We start from the raw sequence: 21613 nt of genomic DNA, 5'->3' as shown, positions 1-21613 counted from the left end.
TGCAAACGCGCCCGCAGGCGCCGCGCCCATCCCCACCAACGGCTTGCCTTCCGGATGGCTGCCCCTCGGGGATGAGGTGGTGGCAGGATAGGGGAGGTTGGTGGAGCGGGGATAAGACGATGGCCCCTCTGCTCTCGACGATGAAGCGCGGGGAACCCCTCTCCTTACAGGAGAAGGGTTTCCCGCGCCGTATCCCGCAACCGCGACGCCTTGTTCCCTTCTCCCCTCGCGGGAGAAGGTGCCCCGGCAGGGGCGGATGAGGGGGCGCCGTGGCCTGTCCGGTTGGCGTTGGGGTCGGTGGAAAGCTAACGGCGCCCCCTCATCCGTCAGCGCTGCGCGCTGCCGCGCACAGAACCGCGACAGAAAACCCGCTCCTGTAAGGAAGAGGCAGCAAGGGACACGTCAGAGCTGCCTTCAGCCATTAGCGCATGGCGAGAAAAAGTTCATTTTTACAACAATATAGTCGACCAATTGCCTAATCATTTATCCAATTCGGCTGTCGAGGCCAAACATATCTGCACGCCAAGCCCCCATTTGAAAACACGGCAGCAAAGCGCGATGAACTATCATCCACTTTTTATTATCAAACTCAATGTTATCACGATAAAATCATACAGAGTGTATATCTTCTGGAATCTTCCGGTTAAAATTATCTCTTCTATAACGATTAATAACAAATTGTCCCAATATTCCTACATAGTACATATCACGACATATGCGCTCGATTCCTATCGTATTTAACATTTGCGCAACAATTTGATTTGACTGAGACACGTTTTCAGCATGCTTAGTTAGTGTTCCAATGTTGAAATGATTGTAATAGCCTGACATTAGTTTTTTAATATTGTTTACAATAGTCATCGAATGATCTGCGTTTAGCTCTTCTGCCCTCTCACTCCATACCAACTCCGAGTATTGATGAGCTATACCAGCAAAAACATCTGTATCATATCTCGGTCGGGACATCTGTGATTTTGACGCGAGATTAAAAAGATTAACAATGTCGCGTGGATTACACCACGTGACTTCGCTAATGAATTTCTTTGGACTGATATTAAATATATCTCGATTAAAATAGCTACCCCATATTGTAGACGCATCGTTAGATTTTCCGACAGAATTTGATTCAATAACAGAAATCCGCTGCTCGATAATTTCAAAAATCGGGTATCTCTCAATTTCAAAACCATCATGCCATTGCATGAGCTGGCCCTTATCAATCAGATACTTATCTATCTCGTTGCGGGATGCATTTAGCGCCTTAGCAACCTCGACACGAACTGCCGCATAGATGTAAATGGGCACATTCTTTTCAGTAAAAATTCGATTTAATCGACCCACAGAGACAATTAAATCCCTAATGAGGATACTATCTTTTTTATGCTGCTTCTGAGCCAACATAGCCAAATTCAACTCATCAATGAATAAATTAAACCTAACATCTTCAGCAAAACTGAAATTGCATATTTTGTCTGTTATGACATCAGCAAATAAACTATAATTTATCTCTACTGTACCATCGCCATTTTCAAAATTTATGATGGCCTCTAATTCGGCGTACTCTTTTGCGCCTGCAGAGAGGCGAATTGTGCCACTTTTAATTTTCTTTAGGAGACGCTCCAATGCGGTTTTGCTCTTGTAATCAAGAGCATCAGCAATGATAGTCTTTAGTTTGTTGATTTTTGAACCATCGTCAAATATATCGGTTCTCTCCGAGAGCATATCACAAATTTTGCCGATAATAAAAATGTCCCACATACTTCTTACATTTATACTATCTGCAATATCTGGCTTCAGAATCGTATCAAAATCTATCTTATCTCCTATTTTTTCGAATTCTTGATCGGTAATATCTTCATTGAAAATGATGAATTTTGATGCGTTTTTCTTTTTCTCCTGATCTTCCATAACGTAACGAAGAAGAGCAGTTTTTCCCGAACCCTTAGCGCCATATATGAGGAAACGATCCCCTCGCAATATTGCGTCCATATCGACGCTCGATGGAAGAACAAATGCATCAAGAAATAGACGCCGCGCCGCCTTGTCGCGGGTAATCAATGCATTCTTCGCATCGATTTCGCCAAACGTGATCTCAGATCTGTGAATGAGCTGGGTCACAGCATCTCCATATTCGCTAGAGCGTTTCCCTCGGCTCCGATGACGACTCAGCTTCATCATCAAAACGGAACTACGACCGCAGTATGCGCCTAATGATCGATCGCCGGCAAAGCGAAAATTTGACTTTTCGAATGCTTCGGCTCACTGGCCTCCATTGTCGCATACCCCCACCCTTGACTCCCCGCCCCCTCCCCCCTTACCCCCATCGACGGGACACGCCGCCCCAACGCGGCGCGCCCATCTGTAAGGATGGAGACATCGATGGCGAATACCGTTCCGGCCGCGCTTCCGCGCGTGCCGCATTTCTCGTCCGGCCCCTGCGCCAAGCGCCCTGGCTGGTCCCTCAAGGCACTCGGTGACGCAGCCCTCGGCCGCTCGCACCGCGCCAAAATCGGCAAGGACAAGCTCAAACTCGCGATCGACCTGACGCGCGAGGTGCTGCAGGTGCCGGCCGATTACCGCATCGGCATCGTGCCCGCGTCCGACACCGGCGCCGTCGAGATGGCGATGTGGTCGCTGCTCGGGGCGCGTGGCGTCGACATGGTCTCCTGGGAGAGCTTCGGCGCCGGCTGGGTCACCGATGTCGTCAAGCAGCTCAAGCTGGCCGATGTCCGCACCTTCGAGGCCGGTTATGGCGAGCTGCCGAACCTGAAGAAGGTCGACACCAGGACCCGCGACGTCGTCTTCACCTGGAACGGCACGACGTCCGGCGTGCGCGTGCCCGATGCCGGCTGGATCGCCGACGACCGCGAGGGTCTGACGATCTGCGATGCGACCTCCGCCGCCTTCGCCCAGAAGCTCGACTGGCCCAAGCTCGATGTCACCACCTTCTCCTGGCAGAAGGTGCTGGGCGGCGAGGCAGCCCATGGCATGATCATCCTCTCGCCGCGCGCGGTCGAGCGCCTGGTGACCTACAAGCCGGCCTGGCCGCTGCCGAAGATCTTCCGCATGACCTCGGGCGGCAAGCTGATCGAGGGCATCTTCTCGGGCGAGACGATCAACACGCCCTCCATGCTCGCGGTCGAGGATTATCTCGATGCGCTGCACTGGGCCAAGAAGGTCGGCGGGCTCGACGGGCTGGTGAAGCGCGCCGACGGCAATCTGCGCGTCATCGCGAAATTCGTGAAAGAGAACGACTGGATCGACTTCCTCGCGGTGAAGCCGAAGACGCGCTCGAACACATCAGTGTGCCTGACCTTCACCGACCCGGCCGTCACCGCGCTGCCGGCGGACGCGCAAGCGGCGTTTGCCAAGCAGGTCGTCTCGATCATCGAGAAGGCCGGCGCCGGCTACGACCTCGGCCACTACCGCGACGCCCCTCCCGGCCTGCGCATCTGGTGCGGCGCAACCGTCCAGTCGCGCGACCTCAAGGCGCTGCTGCCCTGGATCGCCTATGCCTTCGCCGAGGCCAAGGCGGGTCTGGGCCAGAAGGCGGCGTAAGCGCGCCCCTTCCAACACCCTCACCGTCATCCTGGGGCTTCGCGTCAGCGAAGTCCCGGGATCCATCACAAGGCACCGCGGTGCCCTAGGATGGATCCCGGCCTGCGCGGCTTCGTCGCTTGTCCAGGATGACGGCCGTGTTTCCTTCCGCTTCCTCCTTCACGCAAGCGCAGAGCGCCGACGCGCCGCGCCAGCCGAAAGCCCTTCCCATGACAGCGCCCAAGGTTCTGATCTCCGACGCCCTCTCCCCCGCCGCCGTGCAGATCTTCAAGGATCGCGGCATCGACGTGACGTTCGACCCCAATCTCGGCAAGGACAAGGACAGGCTCGCCGCGATCATCGGCGAGTATGACGGCCTCGCCATCCGCTCGGCGACCAAGGCCACCGCCAAGCTGCTGGAGGCCGCGACCAAGCTGAAGGTGATCGGCCGCGCCGGCATCGGCGTCGACAATGTCGAGATTCCCGCCGCCACGGCGCGCGGCGTGATCGTGATGAACACGCCCTTCGGCAATTCGATCACCACCGCCGAGCACGCCATCGCGATGATGTTCGCGCTCGCCCGCCAGATCCCGGCGGCCGATGCCTCGACGCAGGCCGGCAAGTGGGAGAAGAACCGCTTCATGGGCGTCGAGATCACGGGCAAGACGCTCGGCCTGATCGGCGCCGGCAATATCGGCTCGATCGTCGCCGACCGCGCGATCGGCCTGAAGATGCGCGTCATCGCCTATGACCCCTATCTCTCGCCTGAGCGCGCCGTCGCGCTCGGCGTCGAGAAGGTTGAGCTCGAGGATCTGCTCAAGCGCGCCGACTTCATCACGCTGCATGTGCCGATGACGGAGAAGACCAGGAACATCCTCTCGGCCGAGGCGCTGGCGAAGACGAAGAAGGGCGTGCGCATCATCAACTGCGCCCGCGGCGGGCTCGTCGACGAGGCGGCGCTGGCCGAACTCCTGAAATCCGGCCATGTCGCGGGCGCGGCCTTCGACGTGTTTTCGGTTCGAGCCGGCCGAATCGAATGCTCTGTTCGGCCTCGACAATGTCGTCTGCACGCCCCATCTCGGCGCCGCCACCAATGAGGCGCAGGAGAATGTCGCGTTGCAGGTCGCCGAGCAGATGAGCGACTATCTGCTGAAAGGCGCCATCACCAACGCGGTGAACTTCCCCTCGATCACCGCCGAAGAGGCGCCGCGGGTGAAGCCCTTCGTCGATCTCGCCGAGAAGCTCGGCTCCTTCCTCGGCCAGCTCACCGAGGCCCCGGTCAAGGGCATCCGCATCGAATATGAGGGCGCGGTCGCCAGCCTGAACCTGAAGGCGATCTCGGCCGCCGCCATCACCGGCGTGCTCCGGCCCTTCCTGCCCGAGATCAACATGGTCAATTCCGCCATGGTGGCCAAGGAGAAGGGCATCGTCGTCGAGGAGCTGACGCGCGAGATCGCCGGCAATCTCGAAAGCCGCATCAAGATCGTGGTCGATGCCGAGGACATGCCGCGCCACGCCGCCGGCACGGTCTTCCAGGACGGCAAGCCGCGCATCGTCGAGATCCGCGACATCCAGGTCGATGCCGAGTTCGCCCCGCACATGCTCTATGTCCGCAACGCCGACAAGGCGGGCTTCATCGGCCAGTTCGGCTCGCTCTTGGGCGCCGCCGGCGTCAATGTCGCGACCTTCTCGCTCGGCCGCGACAAGCCGGGCGGCGACGCGATCTGCTATGTCGCGGTCGACGAGGCGATCTCCGACGAACTCCTCGACCAGATCCACGAGATCCCGATGGTCAAGCGCGCGAGGCGGCTGAAGTTCTGACCAGCGCGAGGACTGGCTACTTCACCAAAAGCCAGTCCTCGATCACCAGCGCGTCGAGCCCGCTGGTGTAGAACATCAGGATGGCGTCCTCGGCCGTGTGCAGGATCGGCTTGCCCATGATGTTGAAGGAGGTGTTGAGGATCACCGGCACCCCCGTGAGATCGTGGAAGGCGGAAATCAGCGCGTGATAGCGCGGGTTGCGCTCCGCCGTGACGCTCTGCAGCCGGCCCGTGCCGTCCTCATGCACCACGGCCGGGACGCGGGCGCGCACCGATTCCTTCCAGGTCAGAGTGCGCTCCATATAGGGCGCGTCCTGATAATGCTCGAACCAGTCGGGCGCCTGCTCGGCCAGGATCGAGGGTGCGAAAGGCCGGAACGCCTCGCGATACTTCACCTTGGCGTTGAGGATGTCCTTGGCGTCGGCCGGGCGCGGATCGGCGATGATCGAGCGGTTGCCGAGCGCGCGCGGCCCGAATTCGGCGCGCCCCTGCACCCAGCCGATCAGCTTGCCCTCGGTCAGAAGCTTGGCCGTCACCGGCGCGACCTCGTCCGGCGCGAGCCTGCGCAGTCGCGGCTCCCAGGCCTGCATCCGCTCCAGCGGTTCGGTCGAGACGGTGGAGCCGAGATAGGGCGAGGCCGGCCCCTTGGGCGCGCGCCAGTCGGGATTCGCCTGGGCATGGCTGAGCCAGGCGGCGCCGATCGCATTGCCGTCATCGGCCGGCGCCGAGGGCACGAAGACCTCCGCGAAGCCATGCCGCCCGGCGATCTTGCCGTTGAAGGAGGAGTTGAGCGCGCAGCCGCCGGCGAGCACGAGGTTGGCGCTGGGCACCAGCGCCGCGGTTTCCCCCAGCAGCGCCTCCATCATCTCCGCGAAGACATCCTGCCCGCAGCGGGCGAGATCGGCCCAGCCGCTGTCGAGCGCCTCCGCCGGCCGCAGGCTCAGGATCTCGGCGGCCACCGCCTGCACGACATCGGCCTTGGCGAAGGAGAGCCTGTGGCCGTCGATCGTATAGAGCCGGCGCAGCAGCGCCATCAGTTGCGGATCAGTTTTGCCATAGGGCGCGAGCCCCATGATCTTCCACTCCTCGCCCTTGGCCTGGTCGAAGCCGGCGAGATCGGTGACGAGGCCGAAATAGAAACCGATCGATTCGCGCCCGCGATGGCGCTTGACCTCGCGGATGCGCCCGCCCTCCAGCGCGAAGATGGCCGACGCCCCGGTCTCGCCCATGCCGTCGACGACGAGGCAGGCGGCGTCGGTGAAGGGCGAGGACCAGCAGGCATAAGCCGCATGGCTGAGATGATGGCCGAAACGCGTGAGCCCGCTGACGTTGGCGCGGCCGAAGGCGCGGTCGAGCCCGAGCAGCGTGCCGATACCGGCGCGCTGCTGGCCCTGATGCAGCGAGGCGATCAGCGCGCGCTCGGTGCGCTGCGGCACCAGCGAGCGGTTCAGCTCCGGCGAGAGCTTGAGCAGGGCCTCCAGCGAGAAGGAGCCGGCGCGGCTCATCTGGTCGAGGAAGCCGGTGAAGTCCTCGCCCCAGCTCGTCGCGATCGCCACCTGCGCATCGGCGGGGATGTAGCGCTTCAGCAGCGCCTCCATCCGCGGCGCGGTGTCGGGCTCGCAATTCGGCGCGCGCTTGAACTGGAGATAGCGCTCTGTCGCCTCGGCGAAGAGGACGCTGCCGTCGGGGCCGATGATCGCGATGGCGGGATCATGGAAGGTGGTGGCGAGGCCGATCGTGTAGGTCATGCTGCCTGGTCGAAACATCCGGAAATCCGGGCCACCTCTAGCACGGATTTGCCGGCGATCACCCCGAGAGCTGGTCGCGCCGCAGATCGTCGAGGATCGAGAGCCGCCCGAGCGCCTGCTTCAGCGCCGCCGCGCGGGCCTTGCCGATCGTGCCGGGCGCCACCCGGTTGGACGGGCTCAGCCCCTCGGCGATGTCGGCCAGCTGCTGGCTCAGGATGCAGTCGAGCAGCAGCGCATGGTCGCGGTCGATCTCGGCAAGATCGCTCGCGCCGCCGGTTCCCCGTTCCGCAACCGCCTCGAGCCGGGCCTGCGTCGCGTGCCGCGGCAGGCCGTGATGCATCGCCAGCAGCCGCGCCGTGGTGACGATGTCCTTCAGCCCCGTCCGCTTCAGGTCGATGCGACCGTCATCCTCGGTGCGCAAGCCCCCGAACAGGGTCAGCCCCGCCGCCGGCTGGCCGGCATTCCCCGCCAGCAGCTTGAGGAAGGGGATCTGTCCCTTGGCGGCCGCCCAGGCATCGCGCCAGAGCCGCTCCGCCATCGCCTTGTCGCCATGCACCGCCTTGAAGTCGAAGACGATGTCGACGCTGAGCAGATCCTCCGGGCTGGAGCGGCCGAGCCATTGCGCGATGCGCTGGCGCCAGGTCGTCAGCGAGCCGCGGAAGGCGGGCTCGGAGGCCATCACCCCGCCCTTGCACAGGGGCACGCCGACCTCGTCGAGGATCGCCGCCATGCGCCGGCCGAGCCGCGCGAACCAGCGATCGGCCTCGCCGTCCGGCTCCCCCTCCGCGAAGACGAGTGCATTGTCCTGGTCCATCGCCAGCAGGCTCTCGCCGCGCCCGGCCGAACCGAGCACCAGCACCGCATAGGCGCAAGGCGCAGGCCCGGCGCCCTCCGCCAGAAGCTCCGCCTCGGCCAGGATCGCGGCGCGCCGCGTCAGCGCGCCGACCTCGCGCGCGATCACCGCCGCGATCAGGCGGCCCGGCACGTCCTCCGCCAGCAATGCGCGGGCCATCAGCGGCAGGCGCGACCAGATCTGCCCGAGCGCCGGCGCATCGGGGGCGGCGTCGATGTCGTCGCCCAGCGCCACCGCCGTGCCGGCGCGCAGCTGCAGCAGCTTGAGAGGCGTCACCACCCCGACGATCCGGTCCTCGTCGTCGGTTACGGCGAGATGGCGGATGTTGCGGGCGCTCATCCGCCCGATCGCGCGGTAGAGGAAGGCATCGGCCGGCACTGCCACGACCGGCCGCGTCGCGAAGCGGCCGGCCGGCAGCGCCAGTGCCTCGGCGCCGTGACGGGCGATGGCGCGCAGGAGATCGCGCTCGGTCAGGATGGCGGTGGCGTCGGGCCGGGCGTCCTCGCCGCCAAGGAAGACCGAGCTGACGCCCCGACCGGTCATCGCGGCCAGCGCCTCGACGACCGGCGTTGCCTCCGGCAGGATCACCGGATCGGCCCGCATCACGTCGCGGACCCGATGGCGATAGGGGTAGCTGTCGAGCTTGGGGAGCGGATCGCCGTCCTGCGAGGGCGCACGCAGCTCCCAGGCGGGTGGGGCCGCGCCCGCCATCGCGTCGGTGATCCGGCGGCTGGCCGCCACCGCCTCTCCGACCGTGCGGATGCCGCGGTCGCGCAGGCGCGGGGCGAGCGCGAGGAAGACGAGGCCGGCGGCCATCGCATCGCCGAGCGCCCGGTGGCGTTCCTGCGGCGGAATCTCGAGCCAGGCGCCGAGCGCCTCCAGCGAATAGGAGGGCAGGCCGGGCTCGGCGAGTTGCGCCAGCAGGCGGATGTCGAGCGCGAGCGGCTGCACGAAGCGCTGCCCCAGCCGCTCCGCCTCCTGCTTGAGCATGGCGATGTCGAAGCCGATCGTGTGGCCGATCACCACGCGGCCATTGAGAAAGGCGGTGATGCCGGGATAGAGCACCTCGAAGGCCGGCGCCCCGCGCAGCGCCTCCCGGTCGAGCCCGTGGACGGCGCGGGACGCGGCGGGGATCTCGACATCGCAGGCGATGAGGCTCTGAAAGGCATTGGCGCGGTCGAGACGCCCGCCATCGAGATGGACGGCCGCGAATTCGATCATCCGCGCACGCCGGACATCGAGCCCGGTGGTCTCGGCATCCAGTGCGACGCCGCGCACGGCGAAGAGCGGGGTGGCCTGAAGCAAATTCGGCATGCGGTTGTCTCCGCGCGTCTGCAGAGCAACCTAACGTAACTCCGTCCGGCCTGACCAGACGACCTTCGGATGGGTGGGGGGCCTCAGGGCCGCTTCATCGCCGCGCCGATCAGCGCCTTGGCATCGGCGCTCGCCCAGTCGGCGGGGCCCTGCAGGATTGCGAGCTCGCAGCCGTCGCGGTCGACGATCAGGCTGACCGGCATGCCCTCGACCTTGCGCGCGGCGCGCAGTTCCTGGAACACCCTCGCCTGCGGATCGGCGTAATAGGTCAGCGCCCTGATCTCGCGCTGGGCGAGCCAGGCCTTCGGCTTGTCGAGATTGCGGGTGTCGATGTTGATGGCCACCACCGCGAAATCCGGGCCGCCGAGCGCCGTCTGCAGCGCGTCGAGCGAGGGCATTTCCTTTAGGCAGGGCGGGCACCAGGTCGCCCAGAGATTGACCAGCAGCACCTTGCCGCGGAAAGCCGAGAGCGTCATCGCTGCACCGTCCGGCCCCTCGAAGGCGAGTTCCGGCGTCGGCAGGGGCGCGGCATGGACCTGCACGGCCGCGACCTCGCCGCGCGCCAGCGGCGCCATGGCCGTCGCGGCGGGGCGGGCTGCCTTGCAAGAAGCGGAATTGCCGGCATCGCCCGCGACGGAGTAGAAGGCCGCACCGCCGGCGAGCGCGACGAGCAGAAGCGCACCGCCTGCGGCGAACCATTTCGATCGTGACGTCATCGGCGTCCTCAAATCAGGAAAGACCGTCGTGAGCAATCGCATGTGGGGTGGGCGTTTCGCCACGGGTCCCGACGCCATCATGGAGGAGATCAACGCCTCCATCGATTTCGACCAGCGCCTCTGGCGCCAGGACATCCGCGGTTCACGCGCCCATGCGGCGATGCTCGGCGAGACGGGCATCCTGACGCGTGAGGATGTGGCCGCGATCGACGCCGGGCTCAAGCAGGTCGAGGCCGATATCGAGGCCGGGAGCTTCACGTTCTCGCGTGCGCTCGAGGACGTCCACATGAACGTCGAGAGCAACCTCAAGGACCGGATCGGCGCCGCCGCCGGCCGGCTCCACACCGGCCGCTCGCGCAACGACCAGGTCGCGACCGACATGAAGCTGTGGGTGCGCGACACGCTCGACCAGCTCGACGAGCAGATGGCCGATCTCCAGCTCGCGCTCGCCGAGAAGGCCGAGACCTATGCCGGTGCCGTCATGCCGGGCTTCACCCATCTCCAGTCGGCCCAGCCGGTGACCTTCGGCCACCATCTGCTCGCCTATGTCGAGATGCTCGGGCGCGACCGCGGCCGCGTCGCCGATGCGCGCCGGCGCCTCAACGAATCCCCGCTGGGCGCCGCCGCGCTCGCCGGCACCTCCTTCCCGATCGACCGCGAGATGACCGCCAGGGCGCTCGGCTTCGACCGGCCGACGGCGAACTCGCTCGACTCCGTCTCCGACCGCGACTTCGTGCTGGAGACGCTGGCGGCGGCCTCGATCTGCGCCATGCACCTGTCCCGGCTGGCCGAGGAGATCGTGCTCTGGGCGACGCCGCAATTCGGCTTCGTGCGCCTCTCCGACGCCTTCTCGACGGGATCCTCGATCATGCCGCAGAAGCGCAACCCCGACGCCGCCGAGCTGGTGCGCGGCAAGGCGGGGCGCGTCTTCGGCACGCTGCAGGCGATGCTGACGATGATGAAGGGCCTGCCGCTGACCTATTCGAAGGACATGCAGGAGGACAAGGAAGGAACCTTCGACGCGCTCCAGACGCTCTCGCTCTGCCTGGCCGCCATGGCCGGCATGGTCCGCGACATGGAGCCCGACCTGAAGGTGATGAAGCGCGCCGCCGGCCTCGGCTACGCCACCGCCACCGACCTCGCCGACTGGCTGGTGCGCGTGCTGAAGATGCCCTTCCGCGACGCCCACCACGTCACCGGCCGCCTCGTCGGCCTCGCCTCCGAGCGCAAGATCGGGCTGGAGAAGCTCACGCTCGCCGAGATGCAGGCGGTGGAGCCGCAGATCACCGACGCCGTCTTCGCGGTGCTCGGCGTCGACCAGTCGGTGCGCAGCCGCACCAGCTATGGCGGCACGGCGCCCAACAATGTCCGCCGCCAGGCCAGGCGCTGGCTGAAGAAACTGGCGAAGGCCTGACGCTCGAACCGCACCGTCATCCCGGGCTTGCCCCGGGATCCATCATAGAGCGCTGTCGCCCGACGATGGATTCCGGAGCTCCGCTGCGCTTCGTCCGGAATGACGCCTCGTGTCTCCGAAGCCTCGCCTCCGCCGCCATCCTTCGCTACACTCATCCCTCGCATCGCTTGATGCCCGTCTCGCCCAAGGGTTCGCTTCCGTGCTGCACTCCCGCCTGAAACTCGGCCGCGCCGTCCTGGTCGCGGGCCTGCTCGCTCTCGCGCTCGGGGCCTGCGGCCGCAAGGGCCCGCTCGAAGCGCCGGCCAATTCGACCGGCGCGACCGACCTGCCCGATTCGCAGATCGGCGCCGTCGAGAACAACAGCGGCGGCATCGGCGAGACCTCGATCCTGGCAAAGCCGGCCAAGGCCAACCGCGCCATCACCGTTCCCGAGAAGCCCTTCGTTCTCGACACGATCCTCTGAGCCGGTCCCGATGCATCATTTCAGCTATCGCGACGGTGCCCTCTTCGCGGAGGACGTCGATCTGCGCCGCATCGCCGATGAGGTCGGCACGCCGGTCTATGTCTATTCCTCTGCGACGATCGAACGGCATTACCGGCTCTATGCGCAGGCGATGACGCGCGCGGCCGGCGGCGGCAAGGCCCATGTCTTCTACGCGATGAAGGCCAACGGCAATCTCGGCGTGCTGAAGACGCTGGCTTCGCTCGGCGCCGGCGCCGACACGGTCTCCGAAGGCGAGGTCCGCAAGGCGCTCGCCGCCGGCTTCCCGCCGGAGCGGATCGTCTTCTCCGGCGTCGGCAAGAGCGAAAGCGAGCTGCGCTTCGCGGTCGAGGCCGGCATCTACCAGGTCAATATCGAGACCGAAGGCGAACTCGACCTGCTGTCGAAGGTGGCGGCCTCGCTCGGCAAGCGGCAGGAGGCCGTGTTCCGCGTCAATCCCGACATCGGCGCCGGCGGCCATGCCAAGATCACCACCGGCTCGTCGGAGAACAAGTTCGGCGTCTCCTTCGAGGAGGTCGGCCGGCTCTATGCCCGCGCCGCCAACCTGCCGGGCGTGCGGATGATGGGGCTGGCGCTGCATATCGGCAGCCAGATCCGCGAGACGGAGTCCTTCGAGGCGGCCTATGCCAAGATGGCGGCGCTGGTCGGCGAATTGCGCGGCGAGGGCCATCGCGTCGAGCGGCTCGATCTCGGCGGCGGGCTCGGCATCCCCTACGACATTCCCAGGGAATTCGACCACGGGCCGGGCCTGATCGACGCCTATGCCGATATGGTCGCGCGCGTCACCGGGGGACTCGAGGTCGAGCTCGGCTTCGAGCCGGGGCGGCTCATCGTCGGCAATGCCGGCATCCTGATGACGCGGGTGCTGCATCTCAATCCGCGCCCGACCAAGCAGTTCCTCGTCGTCGACGCGGCGATGAACGATCTCGTGCGGCCGGCGATGTACGAGGCCTATCACGAGATCTGGCCCGTGTCGGAACCTCATGCCGGCACGGCGGAGGTGGCCTATGACGTCGTCGGGCCGATCTGCGAATTGGGCGACACCTTTACCACCGGCCGCGTACTGCCGGCGCTGATGCCCGGCGACCTGATCGCCTTCATGACTGCCGGCGCCTATGGCGCCAGCATGGCCTCGACCTACAACCAGCGCCTGCTGGTGCCGGAAGTGCTGGTGAAGGGCGGCGACTGGGCCGTCACGCGGCCGCGCCAGACCTTCGAGCAGTTGCTCGGCACGGATCGTGCCCCGCCCTGGCTGGCCTGAACAGGGTTGGCGGGACCGACATCCTGTTCACGAAACGTAGAGCGGGCCGGGGCGCGACGTCTTCGCACTGGCCTTGCCATATTCACATGCTAGCGTCGTGATCCTGGCCCGAAGACGGGCGAGGAATCCCGGCGGCATTCGGGGGCGGCTCGGAGCGACGGCATGAAGGAAGCGCAGCGCCGCGAGGCGCCGGTTCGGATCGAGGGCGTGCGGCAGCGTCTGGCACGCCTCGCCATGGCGTCGCGGTTTTCGCTGGGCTGGGAGCGCCTCTGGCCGCGCCTCTGGCTGCCTGTGGCCGTTATCCTCGCTTTCCTCGCCATATCCTGGTTCGGCCTCTGGACCGTCCTCCCCTGGCAGGGCCGCGCGCTCGGCGTCGCGCTCTTCGCCACCGCGCTGCTAGCCTCACTCTGGCATGTCGCGCGCCTGGCGCTGCCGACCCATCGCGACGCGCTGAACCGGCTCGACCAGTCGCTGGAGGGGGGCCATCGTCCGGCATCGGCGCTGGAGGACAGCCTCGCCGTCGGCGCCAAGGACCCGGTTTCGCAGGCACTCTGGGCTGTTCATCTCGAGAGGCAGAGCGAGCGCATCGCCGGCTTGAGCGTCGCCGCCCCGCAGCCGCGCATGGCCAACCGCGACCGCCGCGCGCTGCGCGCCGTGCCGGTTCTCGCCGCCATCACCGCCTTTTTCGTCGCCGGCCCCGAGAGCGACCAGCGCCTGCGCGCCGCCTTCGACTGGCGCGGCCCCTCGCTGCCGGCACCCGCCACCCGGATCGACGCCTGGATCGATCCGCCGGCCTATACCCGCCTGCCGCCGATGCTGATCGATTTCGCGAAGCTCGCCAGTGCTCAGATCACGGCGCCCGAGAAATCGACCATCGTGGTCCGCATAGCCGGGAAGAGCGCGATGGACGTCGCCGTGACCGGCCGGCTCGATGCCCTGGCCGAACCCAAGCCCGGCGAGGGCAAGTCTGCGGACGCTCAGGCTGCAGCCGCCGCGGCGGCCAAGCCCGCGCCCGGCCAGGCGCCCGCCGTCATCGAGCGCCGCTACACGCTGGCCGGCAACGGCACGCTCCGTCTCACCGGCGCCGGTGCGCCCGGCGGCACGCTCGCGATCACCGCCATTCCCGATCAGGCGCCCGAAATCAGCTTCCGCGAACCGCCCAAGCCGGTCACCGGCGCGCAGCCCGGCGGTCTCGCGATCACCTATGAGGCCAAGGACGATTACGGCCTCGCCTCCGTCGAGGCGACCGTCGAGCGCGCCGGCCCGCCCTCGACGGGCCGCTCGCTGGTCGAGGCGCCCAAGCAGGCGCTCAGCGTGCCTTCCTCCCCCGCGGGCGAGGAAGAGCTGAAGAGCACGGTCGATTTCTCCGCCCATCCCTGGGCCGGCGCCAAGGTCCGCATGACGCTGGTCGCGCGCGACGAGGCCGGCCAGGAAGGCCGCAGCGCAGCCGTCGAGGTCGTGCTGCCGCAGCGCACCTTCGCCAAGCCGCTCGCCAAGGCGCTGGTTGAGCAGCGCCGCACCCTCGTCATGGACGTCGACACCCGCCGCAAGGTCCAGCTCGCCATGGACGCGCTGCTGATCGAGCCCGAGCTCTTCATGAAGGAGACCGGTGTCTATCTGGGCATGCGCATGATCGGCGAGCGGCTGCGCCGCGCCGGCAATGACGACCAACTGCGCGAGGTCGCCGAGCTGATGTGGGCGCTCGCCCTCCAGCTCGAGGACGGCGATCTCTCCGACGCCGAGAAGGCGATGCGGGCCGCGCAGGAGAACCTGCAGCAGGCGCTGGAGCGCGGCGCCTCCGAGGACGAGATCAAGAAGCTGACCGAGGATCTGCGGCGGGCCATGGACCAGTTCATGCGCCAGCTCGCCGAGCAGATGCAGCGCCAGCAGCAGAACGCGGATCCCAACCAGATGTCGCAGCTGCCGGAGAACTTCCGGACCGTGACGCCGCGCGACCTGCAGAACATGCTCAACCGCATCGAGGAGCTGTCTAAGCGCGGCGACATGGCCGAGGCGCAGCGCCTGATGGAGCAGCTCAACCAGATGCTCAACAATCTCCAGATGGCGCGTCCGGGCCAGCAGGACCCGCGCCAGCGCGAGATGAACCAGGCCCTTTCCGATCTCGACCGGATGACGCGCGACCAGCAGAACTTGCGCGACGAGACCTTCCAGCAGGAGCAGCAGCGCCAGAACCGGGCCCAGCGCGGCCAGCGGCCCGGCCAGCAGCAGGCGCGGCCCGGCCAGCAGGGACAGCGCCAGCAGGGCCAGCGCGGCCAGCAGCCGGGGCAGCAGCCCGGCGACCAGGGCGAGGACGGCGAGGAGGGCGAAGGACAGCAGGGCGCTCAGGGCCAGCAGGGCCAGGGCGGGCAGAGCCTCGCCCAGCGCCAGCAGCAGCTGCGCGACCGTCTGCAGGATCTGCAGCGCCGCATGCGCGGCATGGGCGCGCCCCAGCAGGGCGAACTCGGCGAGGCCGAGGGCGCCATGGGCGAGGCCGGCGAGCAGCTCGGCCAGGGCCAGGGCGAAGGCGCGCTCGATGCGCAAGGCCGCGCGCTGGAGGCCCTGCGCAAGGGCGCCCAGAACCTCGCCCAGCAGATGCAGGGCGAGCCCGGCGAGGGCGGCGAACCCGGCGAGGGCGCCTTCGGCGAGCCGGACGGCCAGCCGTCCGGCCGGCCCTCGGCGCAGCAGCGCGGCCGCGAGGACCCGCTCGGCCGGCCGCAGCGCCAACGCGACTGGGCCGATGGCCGCGTCCGCGTGCCCGGCGCCGACGAGAGCGCGACCCAGCGCGCGCGCCGCATCCTCGAGGAACTCCGCCGCCGCCTCGGCGACCCGTCGCGCCCGATGGAGGAACTGGATTATCTGGAGCGGCTGCTCCGGCGGAATTGAGGAATAGGCAGCGTCATGGTCGGGCTTGACCCGACCATCTCGGAAACCAGACACCTCTCGTCATGAGATTCTCGGGTCTTCGCTGCGCTGCGCCCGAGAATGACGACTGGGTCAGGCTTTGGATCGCTCCCAACTCGCCACCACCGCCCCGACCACGATCAGCACGCAGGACACGGCGAGCAGCCAGCTCGGCTGGGCATAGCCCGCGAGCACCAGGATGATCGTCGACAGCACGGGGGCAGCATAGGAGGCGACGCCGAGCAGCGCGACGTCGCCCTGCTTCATGCCGATGTCCCAGACGACGAAGGCGAGGCCGATCGAGCCGAGGCCTAAGCCCAGCACACCGGCCCATTCGACCGCCGTCAGCGTCCACAACGTCGTCTCGAAGGCGAGATGGCAGGCGAAGGCCGGCACGGCGCAGCCGAGCATGGTGATGCACAGGCTTTCCGAGGGGACCGCGGCGAAGCGGCGCGAGGCCACCGAATAGCTCGCCCAGACGAAGGCGCCGAGCGCTGCCAGCACATGGCCCAATGCCAGCCCCTGCCCGGCCCCGAGCCCGCCCGAGACCAGCAGCGCGGTCGCAGCCAGGCCGATCAGCGCGCCGACCAGATGCCGCGGCCTCAGCCGCCCGCCCGGCAAAAGCGCGGCGAACAGCACGATCAGCAGCGGCCAGAGATAATGGATCAGGTTCGCCTCGGCGGCCGGCGCCGTCTTCACCGCCGCATAATAGAGCGCCGTGTCGCCGAAGGGGCCGTAGAGCCCGAGCGCGAAGGAGGCCGGTGTCGGGCGGATGCGTGAGAGCTGCCCGCGCGCTGCCGCGATGGCGAGGATCAACAGCCCGCCGATCACGAAGGTCATGCCGACGAGTTGGAACGGCGGCACCCGCCCGCTCATCGCCGTGAACAGCGCGAGCGTCGACCAGAGCAGGATGGCGAGGGCGCCGATGAGGGTGGCGGTGCGGGAGGTCATGGGCGAGGCGGGTTGGAGCACGGTTGCGGCGTCGATAGCAGGCGGGCCGCGGAAAGCCGAGAGCCGCGGTCGGCAGGCAGATGCGCCCTCATTGCGTCGCAGCCTGGCGCTCGCGCCATGGGCGTCATGATCGCAACGCCGGATCGCCGCCATTGACCGCGACGCGGCGAAGGATCAAGCGTCAGGGCCATGACCACACTCGCCCTGCCGGCCACCGAGCGCCGCCCGCTGATCCCGATCCTCGTCGCGCTCAGCGCGGCGCATCTGCTGAACGATCTGCTTCAGTCGATGATCCCGGCGCTCTACCCGCTGATCAAGGAGAACTTCCAGCTTGATTTCGGCCAGATCGGCCTGATCACGCTGGCCTTCCAGGTGACGTCGTCCCTGCTGCAGCCGCTGCTCGGCTGGCTGACCGACAAGCGCCCCTGGCCCTATGCGATGGTCGCCGGCATGGGCGCGACGCTGCTCGGCCTGCTGACGCTAGCCTTCGCGACCAGCTACCCGCTGGTGCTGCTGTCCGCCGCGCTGGTCGGGCTCGGCTCGGCCGTGTTCCATCCCGAAGCGACGCGCATGGCCCGCCACGCAGCGGCCGGTCGCCAGGGCCTGGCGCAGGGGCTGTTCCAGGTCGGCGGTCATGCCGGCTACGCCATCGGCCCGCTGCTGGCGGCGGCGATCGTCGTCCCGCGCGGCCAGTCGAGCCTGGCCTGGTTCTCGATCGTCGTGCTCGTCGCGATGGTGCTGATGTCCTGGACCGCCTCGCGCTACAGCGCCTTTCGCCGCGCCCAGCCGAAGGGCCAGGGCGACGAGACCGCCGCGCACGGCTTCTCGCGCGGGCGCGTGCTCTTCGCGATGACGATCCTGATCCTGCTCTTGGTCTCGAAGAACGGCTACAACGCCGCCTTCACCTCCTATTACACCTTCTATCTGATGACGCGCTTCGAGGTGACGGTGCAGCTCTCGCAGATCATGCTGTTCCTCTATCTGCTGGTTTCCACCTTCGGCGTCATCATCGGCGGCATGGTGGGAGACCGCATCGGCCGCGACCGGGTGATCTGGCTGTCCATCGTGGGATCTTTGCCCTTCGCACTGCTGTTGCCCCATGCCGACCTGTTCTGGACCGGCGTGCTCAGCGTGATCATCAGCTTCGTGATGGCGAGCGCCTTCTCGGCGATCCTGATCTACGCCATCGACCTCGTGCCCCACCGCGTCGGGCTGGTCGGGGGCCTGTTCTACGGGCTGTCCTTCGGGCTGGCCGGCATCGCGGCCGCCGTGCTCGGCGCGCTCGCCGACAAGATCGGCATCGTCGAGGTCTTCCGCATCACGGCCTGGCTGCCGGCGCTGGGCCTGCTCACCTTCCTGCTGCCGAAATCGCGGCGGGGGTGAGGCCGACAGTATCGACGGGTTCAACGTGCTGCGGAGACCGTCAATTCAATGCCTTCGCTCTTTTGCACCGCCTGCAGAACGGCAAACAGCTTGTTGGCGGTAGGATTACCCTTCGGCCCGAACATTCGCATGAGGCTCTTCGACGGCGTACCGGTTGCGCGCGCCAATGCTTCGAACCCCATCGTGGCGTTGATCAGGTCGCGCAGCATCGCCTTGCCGGTCTGGACATCGCCCGTCACCAGCAGAGAAACCGCTTCTTCCAAGAGAGCCTCGCGGAATTCCGGCTCCCGCGCTGCACGCTCGGCGACGATTTCCCGGAAACTGCGCGTGAGAACCATCATTGGAACCTTTCACTCGCAAGCCGACGTTCGTAATCGGCGAGATGGCCCCGAGCCCGCGCGATGTCGGCGCCCTGCCGCTGTTTCGTTCCGCCGCAAAGCAGAATGATCAGGCTGTCGCTGCGTCGAGCGAGATAAATCCGGTAACCAGGGCCGATATTGAGCTTGTACTCCGCCAGCCCGCCACCCAATCCCTTCAGATTGGACAAGTTTCCCTGTTCGATCCGCAACAGCGCGGCACCGACCCGTGCCGCCGCCACGTAATCGAGGCCTGCAAACCATCGCGCGAAAGGGCTGTGCCCGCTCGCATCGACGTAAGCAACGACCTCGATCACGATAGTGCCTTATACGTTACCTTTCAAGTGGCACGAGCGGTTCTCACGCCATGTACTGCCCGCCGTTGACCGCGAAGGTCGCGCCCGTCGCAAAGGCGCCCTGCTCCGAAGAGAGGAAGACCACCATCGCGGCGATCTCCTCCGGCTTGCCGAGACGGCCGACGGGGATGCCGGCGATCACCCGCTGAAGGGCGGCTTCCGGCATCGCGGCGACCATGTCGGTCCCGATATAGCCCGGCGTGATCGCGTTGACGGTGATGCCCTTGTTGGCGTTCTCCTGCGCCAGCGCCTTGACGAAGCCGATATCGCCGGCCTTGGCGGCGGAGTAGTTGACCTGCCCCATCTGGCCCTTCTGGCCGTTGATCGAGGAGATCACGATGATCCGGCCGAAGGAGCGGGCGCGCATGCCCTCGATCACCGGGCGCGTCATGTTGAACAGCGAGTCGAGATTGGTGCGGATCACGTCCGACCACTGCTCGCGCGTCATCTTGTGGAAGAAGCCGTCGCGGGTGATGCCGGCATTGTTCACGAGGATGTCGATCGGCCCGAGATCGGCCTCGACCTTGGCGATGCCCGCCGCGCAGGCGTCGTAATCACCGACATCCCATTTGAACACCGGGATGCCGGTCTCGGCCCGGAACTTGGCCGCCGCCTCGTCATTGCCGGCATAGCTGGCGGCGACCTTGTGGCCGGCCTCCTGCAGGGCCCGGCTGATCGCCGCCCCGATGCCGCGTGTTCCGCCCGTGACCAACGCAACCTTCGTCATGACCTCATCCCCTCCAGATGGCGGCGTGGGCGCCGCGCTTTAGCATTTCACCGTGATCGATCACCCTGATCGCGTCCGGACGGACGCGCGGCGATCTATTGTTCCGACAGCTTCAGATCGGGCGTGTAGGCGCCCTCCATATCCTTGATGATGGCCTGGCCGCAGACGACGCGACCTTGCGCTGCATCAAAGGCCAGGGTCGGATGCCCGTAGAGCGTCCAGCCCCGGCTCAGCGCCTCCGAGACCCGATGACAGAAGGAGGCGTCGTCGGGCCCGGTCAGGTAGCGGTAGAGCGTCGTCTGGCGCGCCATCGCGCTCTCAGCGCTCCAGCGCCATGGCGACGCCCATGCCGCCGCCGATGCACAGCGTGGCGAGGCCCTTCTTGGCGTCGCGCTTGATCATCTCGTGCACCAGCGTGACCAGCACGCGGGCGCCGGAGGCGCCGATCGGATGGCCGATGGCGATCGCGCCGCCATTGACGTTGACGATCTCCGGGTTCCAGCCGAGGTCCTTGTTGACCGCCAGCGCCTGCGCCGCGAAGGCCTCATTGGCCTCGACGAGATCGAGATCGCCGACGCTCCAGCCGGCCTTTTCCAGCGCCTTGCGCGTCGCCGGAATCGGGCCCGAGCCCATGATCGCCGGATCGACGCCCGCCGTTGCCCAGGAGGCGATGCGCGCCAGCGGCGTCAGCCCGCGCTTGGCGGCCTCCTTCGCCGACATGATCACGAGAGCCGCCGCGCCGTCATTGATGCCGGACGCATTGCCGGCCGTGACGGTGCCGTCCTTCGAGAAGGCGGGCTTGAGCTTGGCCATGGCCTCGATCGTCGCGCCGTGGCGGGGATATTCGTCGGTGTCGACGACGATGTCGCCCTTGCGGGTCGAGACGGTGAAGGGAACGATCTCGTCCTTGAACCGGCCGGCCTTCTGCGCGGCCTCGGCCTTGTTCTGCGAGGCGACGGCGAAGGCGTCCTGCTCCTCGCGGGTGATCTGCCACTTGGTCGCGACGTTCTCGGCGGTGGTGCCCATATGGTAGCCGTGGAAGGCGTCCCAGAGGCCGTCCTTGATCATCGTGTCCGTGAACTTCAGGTCACCCATCTTGGTGCCGGAGCGCAGATGCGCGGCGTGCTGCGCCATCGACATCGATTCCTGCCCCCCGGCGACGATGATGTCGGCATCGCCATTGGCGATCTGCTGCAGGCCGATGGCGACCGTGCGCAGGCCGGAGCCGCAGAGCTGGTTGAGACCCCAGGCGGTCTTCTCCTGCGGGATGCCCGCGATCATCGCGGCCTGGCGGGCCGGGTTCTGGCCCTGACCGGCGGTCAGGATCTGGCCCATGATGACCTCGTCGACATCGGCGGGATCGACCTTGGCGCGGGCCAGCGCCTCCTTGATCGCGGCCGCGCCGAGTTCATGGGCGGGCGTGTTGGCGAATGCGCCGTTGAAGGCGCCGACCGCGGTGCGCGCCGCGCTGACGATCACGATGTCCGTATCGGCCATGGGGGAATTCCTCAGCTGGTTGTCGCGACGCCCGGGCCTGCCGGGCGCCTGTTCGAGGGGCACCTTCGAAGCCCGCCGCGCCGCCGTCAAGTCAGCCGAAAGAGATGGTCGCGCGCAAACTTGCGGCAGCCGATCCTTGAGATGCCGCAAAGACATGCCGCATCGCCCATGCTGTGATCGCCATTTCCGGGCCGGCGCTCAAAAAACTTGCGACGGGCGCCGCAGCGGCTACCATCGCTCCGGGAAGACCGTCAGTCCGGCCGTCGCGCGATCTTCG

The 21613-nt window shown here is 66.4% G+C and carries 16 protein-coding genes and 1 pseudogene; 7 read left to right on the top strand and 10 right to left on the bottom strand.

Annotated elements, in window-relative coordinates:
• Positions 1 to 609: 609 nt before the first annotated feature.
• Positions 610 to 2118, bottom strand: coding sequence for a P-loop ATPase, Sll1717 family (locus SJY11_RS07070; RefSeq protein WP_376985908.1), 1509 nt, complete (start codon positions 2116 to 2118; stop codon positions 610 to 612).
• Positions 2119 to 2379: 261 nt separating this feature from the next.
• Here SJY11_RS07070 and SJY11_RS07065 point away from each other — a divergent pair, with 261 nt between their 5' ends.
• Together SJY11_RS07065 and serA are read left to right on the top strand one after the other, a co-directional pair.
• A complete protein-coding gene (locus tag SJY11_RS07065) occupies positions 2380 to 3558 on the top strand; it encodes a phosphoserine transaminase (RefSeq protein ID WP_376985907.1) in 1179 nt (392 codons plus the stop codon).
• 209 nt (positions 3559 to 3767) lie between these two features.
• A pseudogene (serA, locus tag SJY11_RS07060) lies at positions 3768 to 5358 on the top strand (phosphoglycerate dehydrogenase).
• 16 nt (positions 5359 to 5374) lie between these two features.
• On the opposite strand, the gene SJY11_RS07055 reads toward serA, so the two are convergent.
• The 3 genes from SJY11_RS07055 to tlpA form a co-directional block, all read right to left on the bottom strand.
• Positions 5375 to 7105 (bottom strand): carbamoyltransferase family protein, encoded by a 1731-nt coding sequence (locus SJY11_RS07055; RefSeq protein ID WP_376985906.1) that lies wholly within the window; start codon positions 7103 to 7105, stop codon positions 5375 to 5377.
• Positions 7106 to 7163: 58 nt separating this feature from the next.
• A complete protein-coding gene (locus SJY11_RS07050) occupies positions 7164 to 9272 on the bottom strand; it encodes a DUF294 nucleotidyltransferase-like domain-containing protein (RefSeq protein WP_376985905.1) in 2109 nt (702 codons plus the stop codon).
• A gap of 83 nt (positions 9273 to 9355) precedes the next feature.
• Complete coding sequence (gene tlpA / locus SJY11_RS07045; protein ID WP_376985904.1) at positions 9356 to 9988, bottom strand: thiol:disulfide interchange protein TlpA; 633 nt, start codon at positions 9986 to 9988, stop codon at positions 9356 to 9358.
• Positions 9989 to 10016: 28 nt separating this feature from the next.
• Here tlpA and argH point away from each other — a divergent pair, with 28 nt between their 5' ends.
• The 4 genes from argH (at position 10017) to SJY11_RS07025 (ending at position 16048) form a co-directional block, all read left to right on the top strand.
• On the top strand, positions 10017 to 11402 hold the full coding sequence (gene argH, locus SJY11_RS07040; protein WP_376985903.1) for an argininosuccinate lyase: 1386 nt from the start codon (positions 10017 to 10019) through the stop codon (positions 11400 to 11402).
• 199 nt (positions 11403 to 11601) lie between these two features.
• Entirely contained in the window at positions 11602 to 11865 is a 264-nt protein-coding gene (lptM, locus tag SJY11_RS07035; RefSeq protein ID WP_376985902.1) for an LPS translocon maturation chaperone LptM, read from the top strand.
• A 10-nt stretch (positions 11866 to 11875) separates the two neighbouring features.
• Positions 11876 to 13165: a diaminopimelate decarboxylase gene (lysA, locus tag SJY11_RS07030; RefSeq protein WP_376985901.1), complete on the top strand. Its 1290-nt coding sequence runs from the start codon at positions 11876 to 11878 to the stop codon at positions 13163 to 13165.
• A gap of 162 nt (positions 13166 to 13327) precedes the next feature.
• Entirely contained in the window at positions 13328 to 16048 is a 2721-nt protein-coding gene (locus SJY11_RS07025) for a TIGR02302 family protein (protein ID WP_376985900.1), read from the top strand.
• Positions 16049 to 16159: 111 nt separating this feature from the next.
• Here SJY11_RS07025 and yddG read toward each other — a convergent pair whose 3' ends face one another.
• Complete coding sequence (gene yddG / locus SJY11_RS07020) at positions 16160 to 17017, bottom strand: aromatic amino acid exporter YddG (protein ID WP_376985899.1); 858 nt, start codon at positions 17015 to 17017, stop codon at positions 16160 to 16162.
• A gap of 189 nt (positions 17018 to 17206) precedes the next feature.
• On the opposite strand from yddG, the gene SJY11_RS07015 reads away from it, so the two are divergent.
• A complete protein-coding gene (locus SJY11_RS07015) occupies positions 17207 to 18400 on the top strand; it encodes an MFS transporter (protein WP_376985898.1) in 1194 nt (397 codons plus the stop codon).
• A 20-nt stretch (positions 18401 to 18420) separates the two neighbouring features.
• Here SJY11_RS07015 and SJY11_RS07010 read toward each other — a convergent pair whose 3' ends face one another.
• The 5 genes from SJY11_RS07010 to SJY11_RS06990 form a co-directional block, all read right to left on the bottom strand.
• Positions 18421 to 18741 (bottom strand): helix-turn-helix domain-containing transcriptional regulator, encoded by a 321-nt coding sequence (locus SJY11_RS07010; RefSeq protein ID WP_376985897.1) that lies wholly within the window; start codon positions 18739 to 18741, stop codon positions 18421 to 18423.
• Positions 18738 to 19073: a type II toxin-antitoxin system RelE/ParE family toxin gene (locus SJY11_RS07005; RefSeq protein ID WP_376985896.1), complete on the bottom strand. Its 336-nt coding sequence runs from the start codon at positions 19071 to 19073 to the stop codon at positions 18738 to 18740. Before SJY11_RS07005 ends, SJY11_RS07010 begins: the two co-directional genes overlap by 4 nt.
• 43 nt (positions 19074 to 19116) lie before the next feature.
• Positions 19117 to 19839: an acetoacetyl-CoA reductase gene (gene phbB, locus SJY11_RS07000; protein ID WP_376985895.1), complete on the bottom strand. Its 723-nt coding sequence runs from the start codon at positions 19837 to 19839 to the stop codon at positions 19117 to 19119.
• Positions 19840 to 19934: 95 nt separating this feature from the next.
• Positions 19935 to 20150 (bottom strand): DUF1737 domain-containing protein, encoded by a 216-nt coding sequence (locus SJY11_RS06995; RefSeq protein WP_376985894.1) that lies wholly within the window; start codon positions 20148 to 20150, stop codon positions 19935 to 19937.
• Between the two features lie 7 nt (positions 20151 to 20157).
• Positions 20158 to 21336 carry an acetyl-CoA C-acetyltransferase gene (locus SJY11_RS06990; protein ID WP_376985893.1) on the bottom strand — a complete coding sequence of 393 codons (1179 nt, stop codon included), beginning with the start codon at positions 21334 to 21336 and terminating at the stop codon, positions 20158 to 20160.
• Positions 21337 to 21613 lie beyond the last annotated feature (277 nt).

Source organism: Allobosea sp. R86505 (genome assembly GCF_042466375.1).
Lineage (GTDB): Bacteria > Pseudomonadota > Alphaproteobacteria > Rhizobiales > Beijerinckiaceae > Allobosea.
The sequence above is the reverse complement of the archived record's forward strand: the minus strand, read 5'-3'. Positions and strand labels throughout refer to the sequence as shown.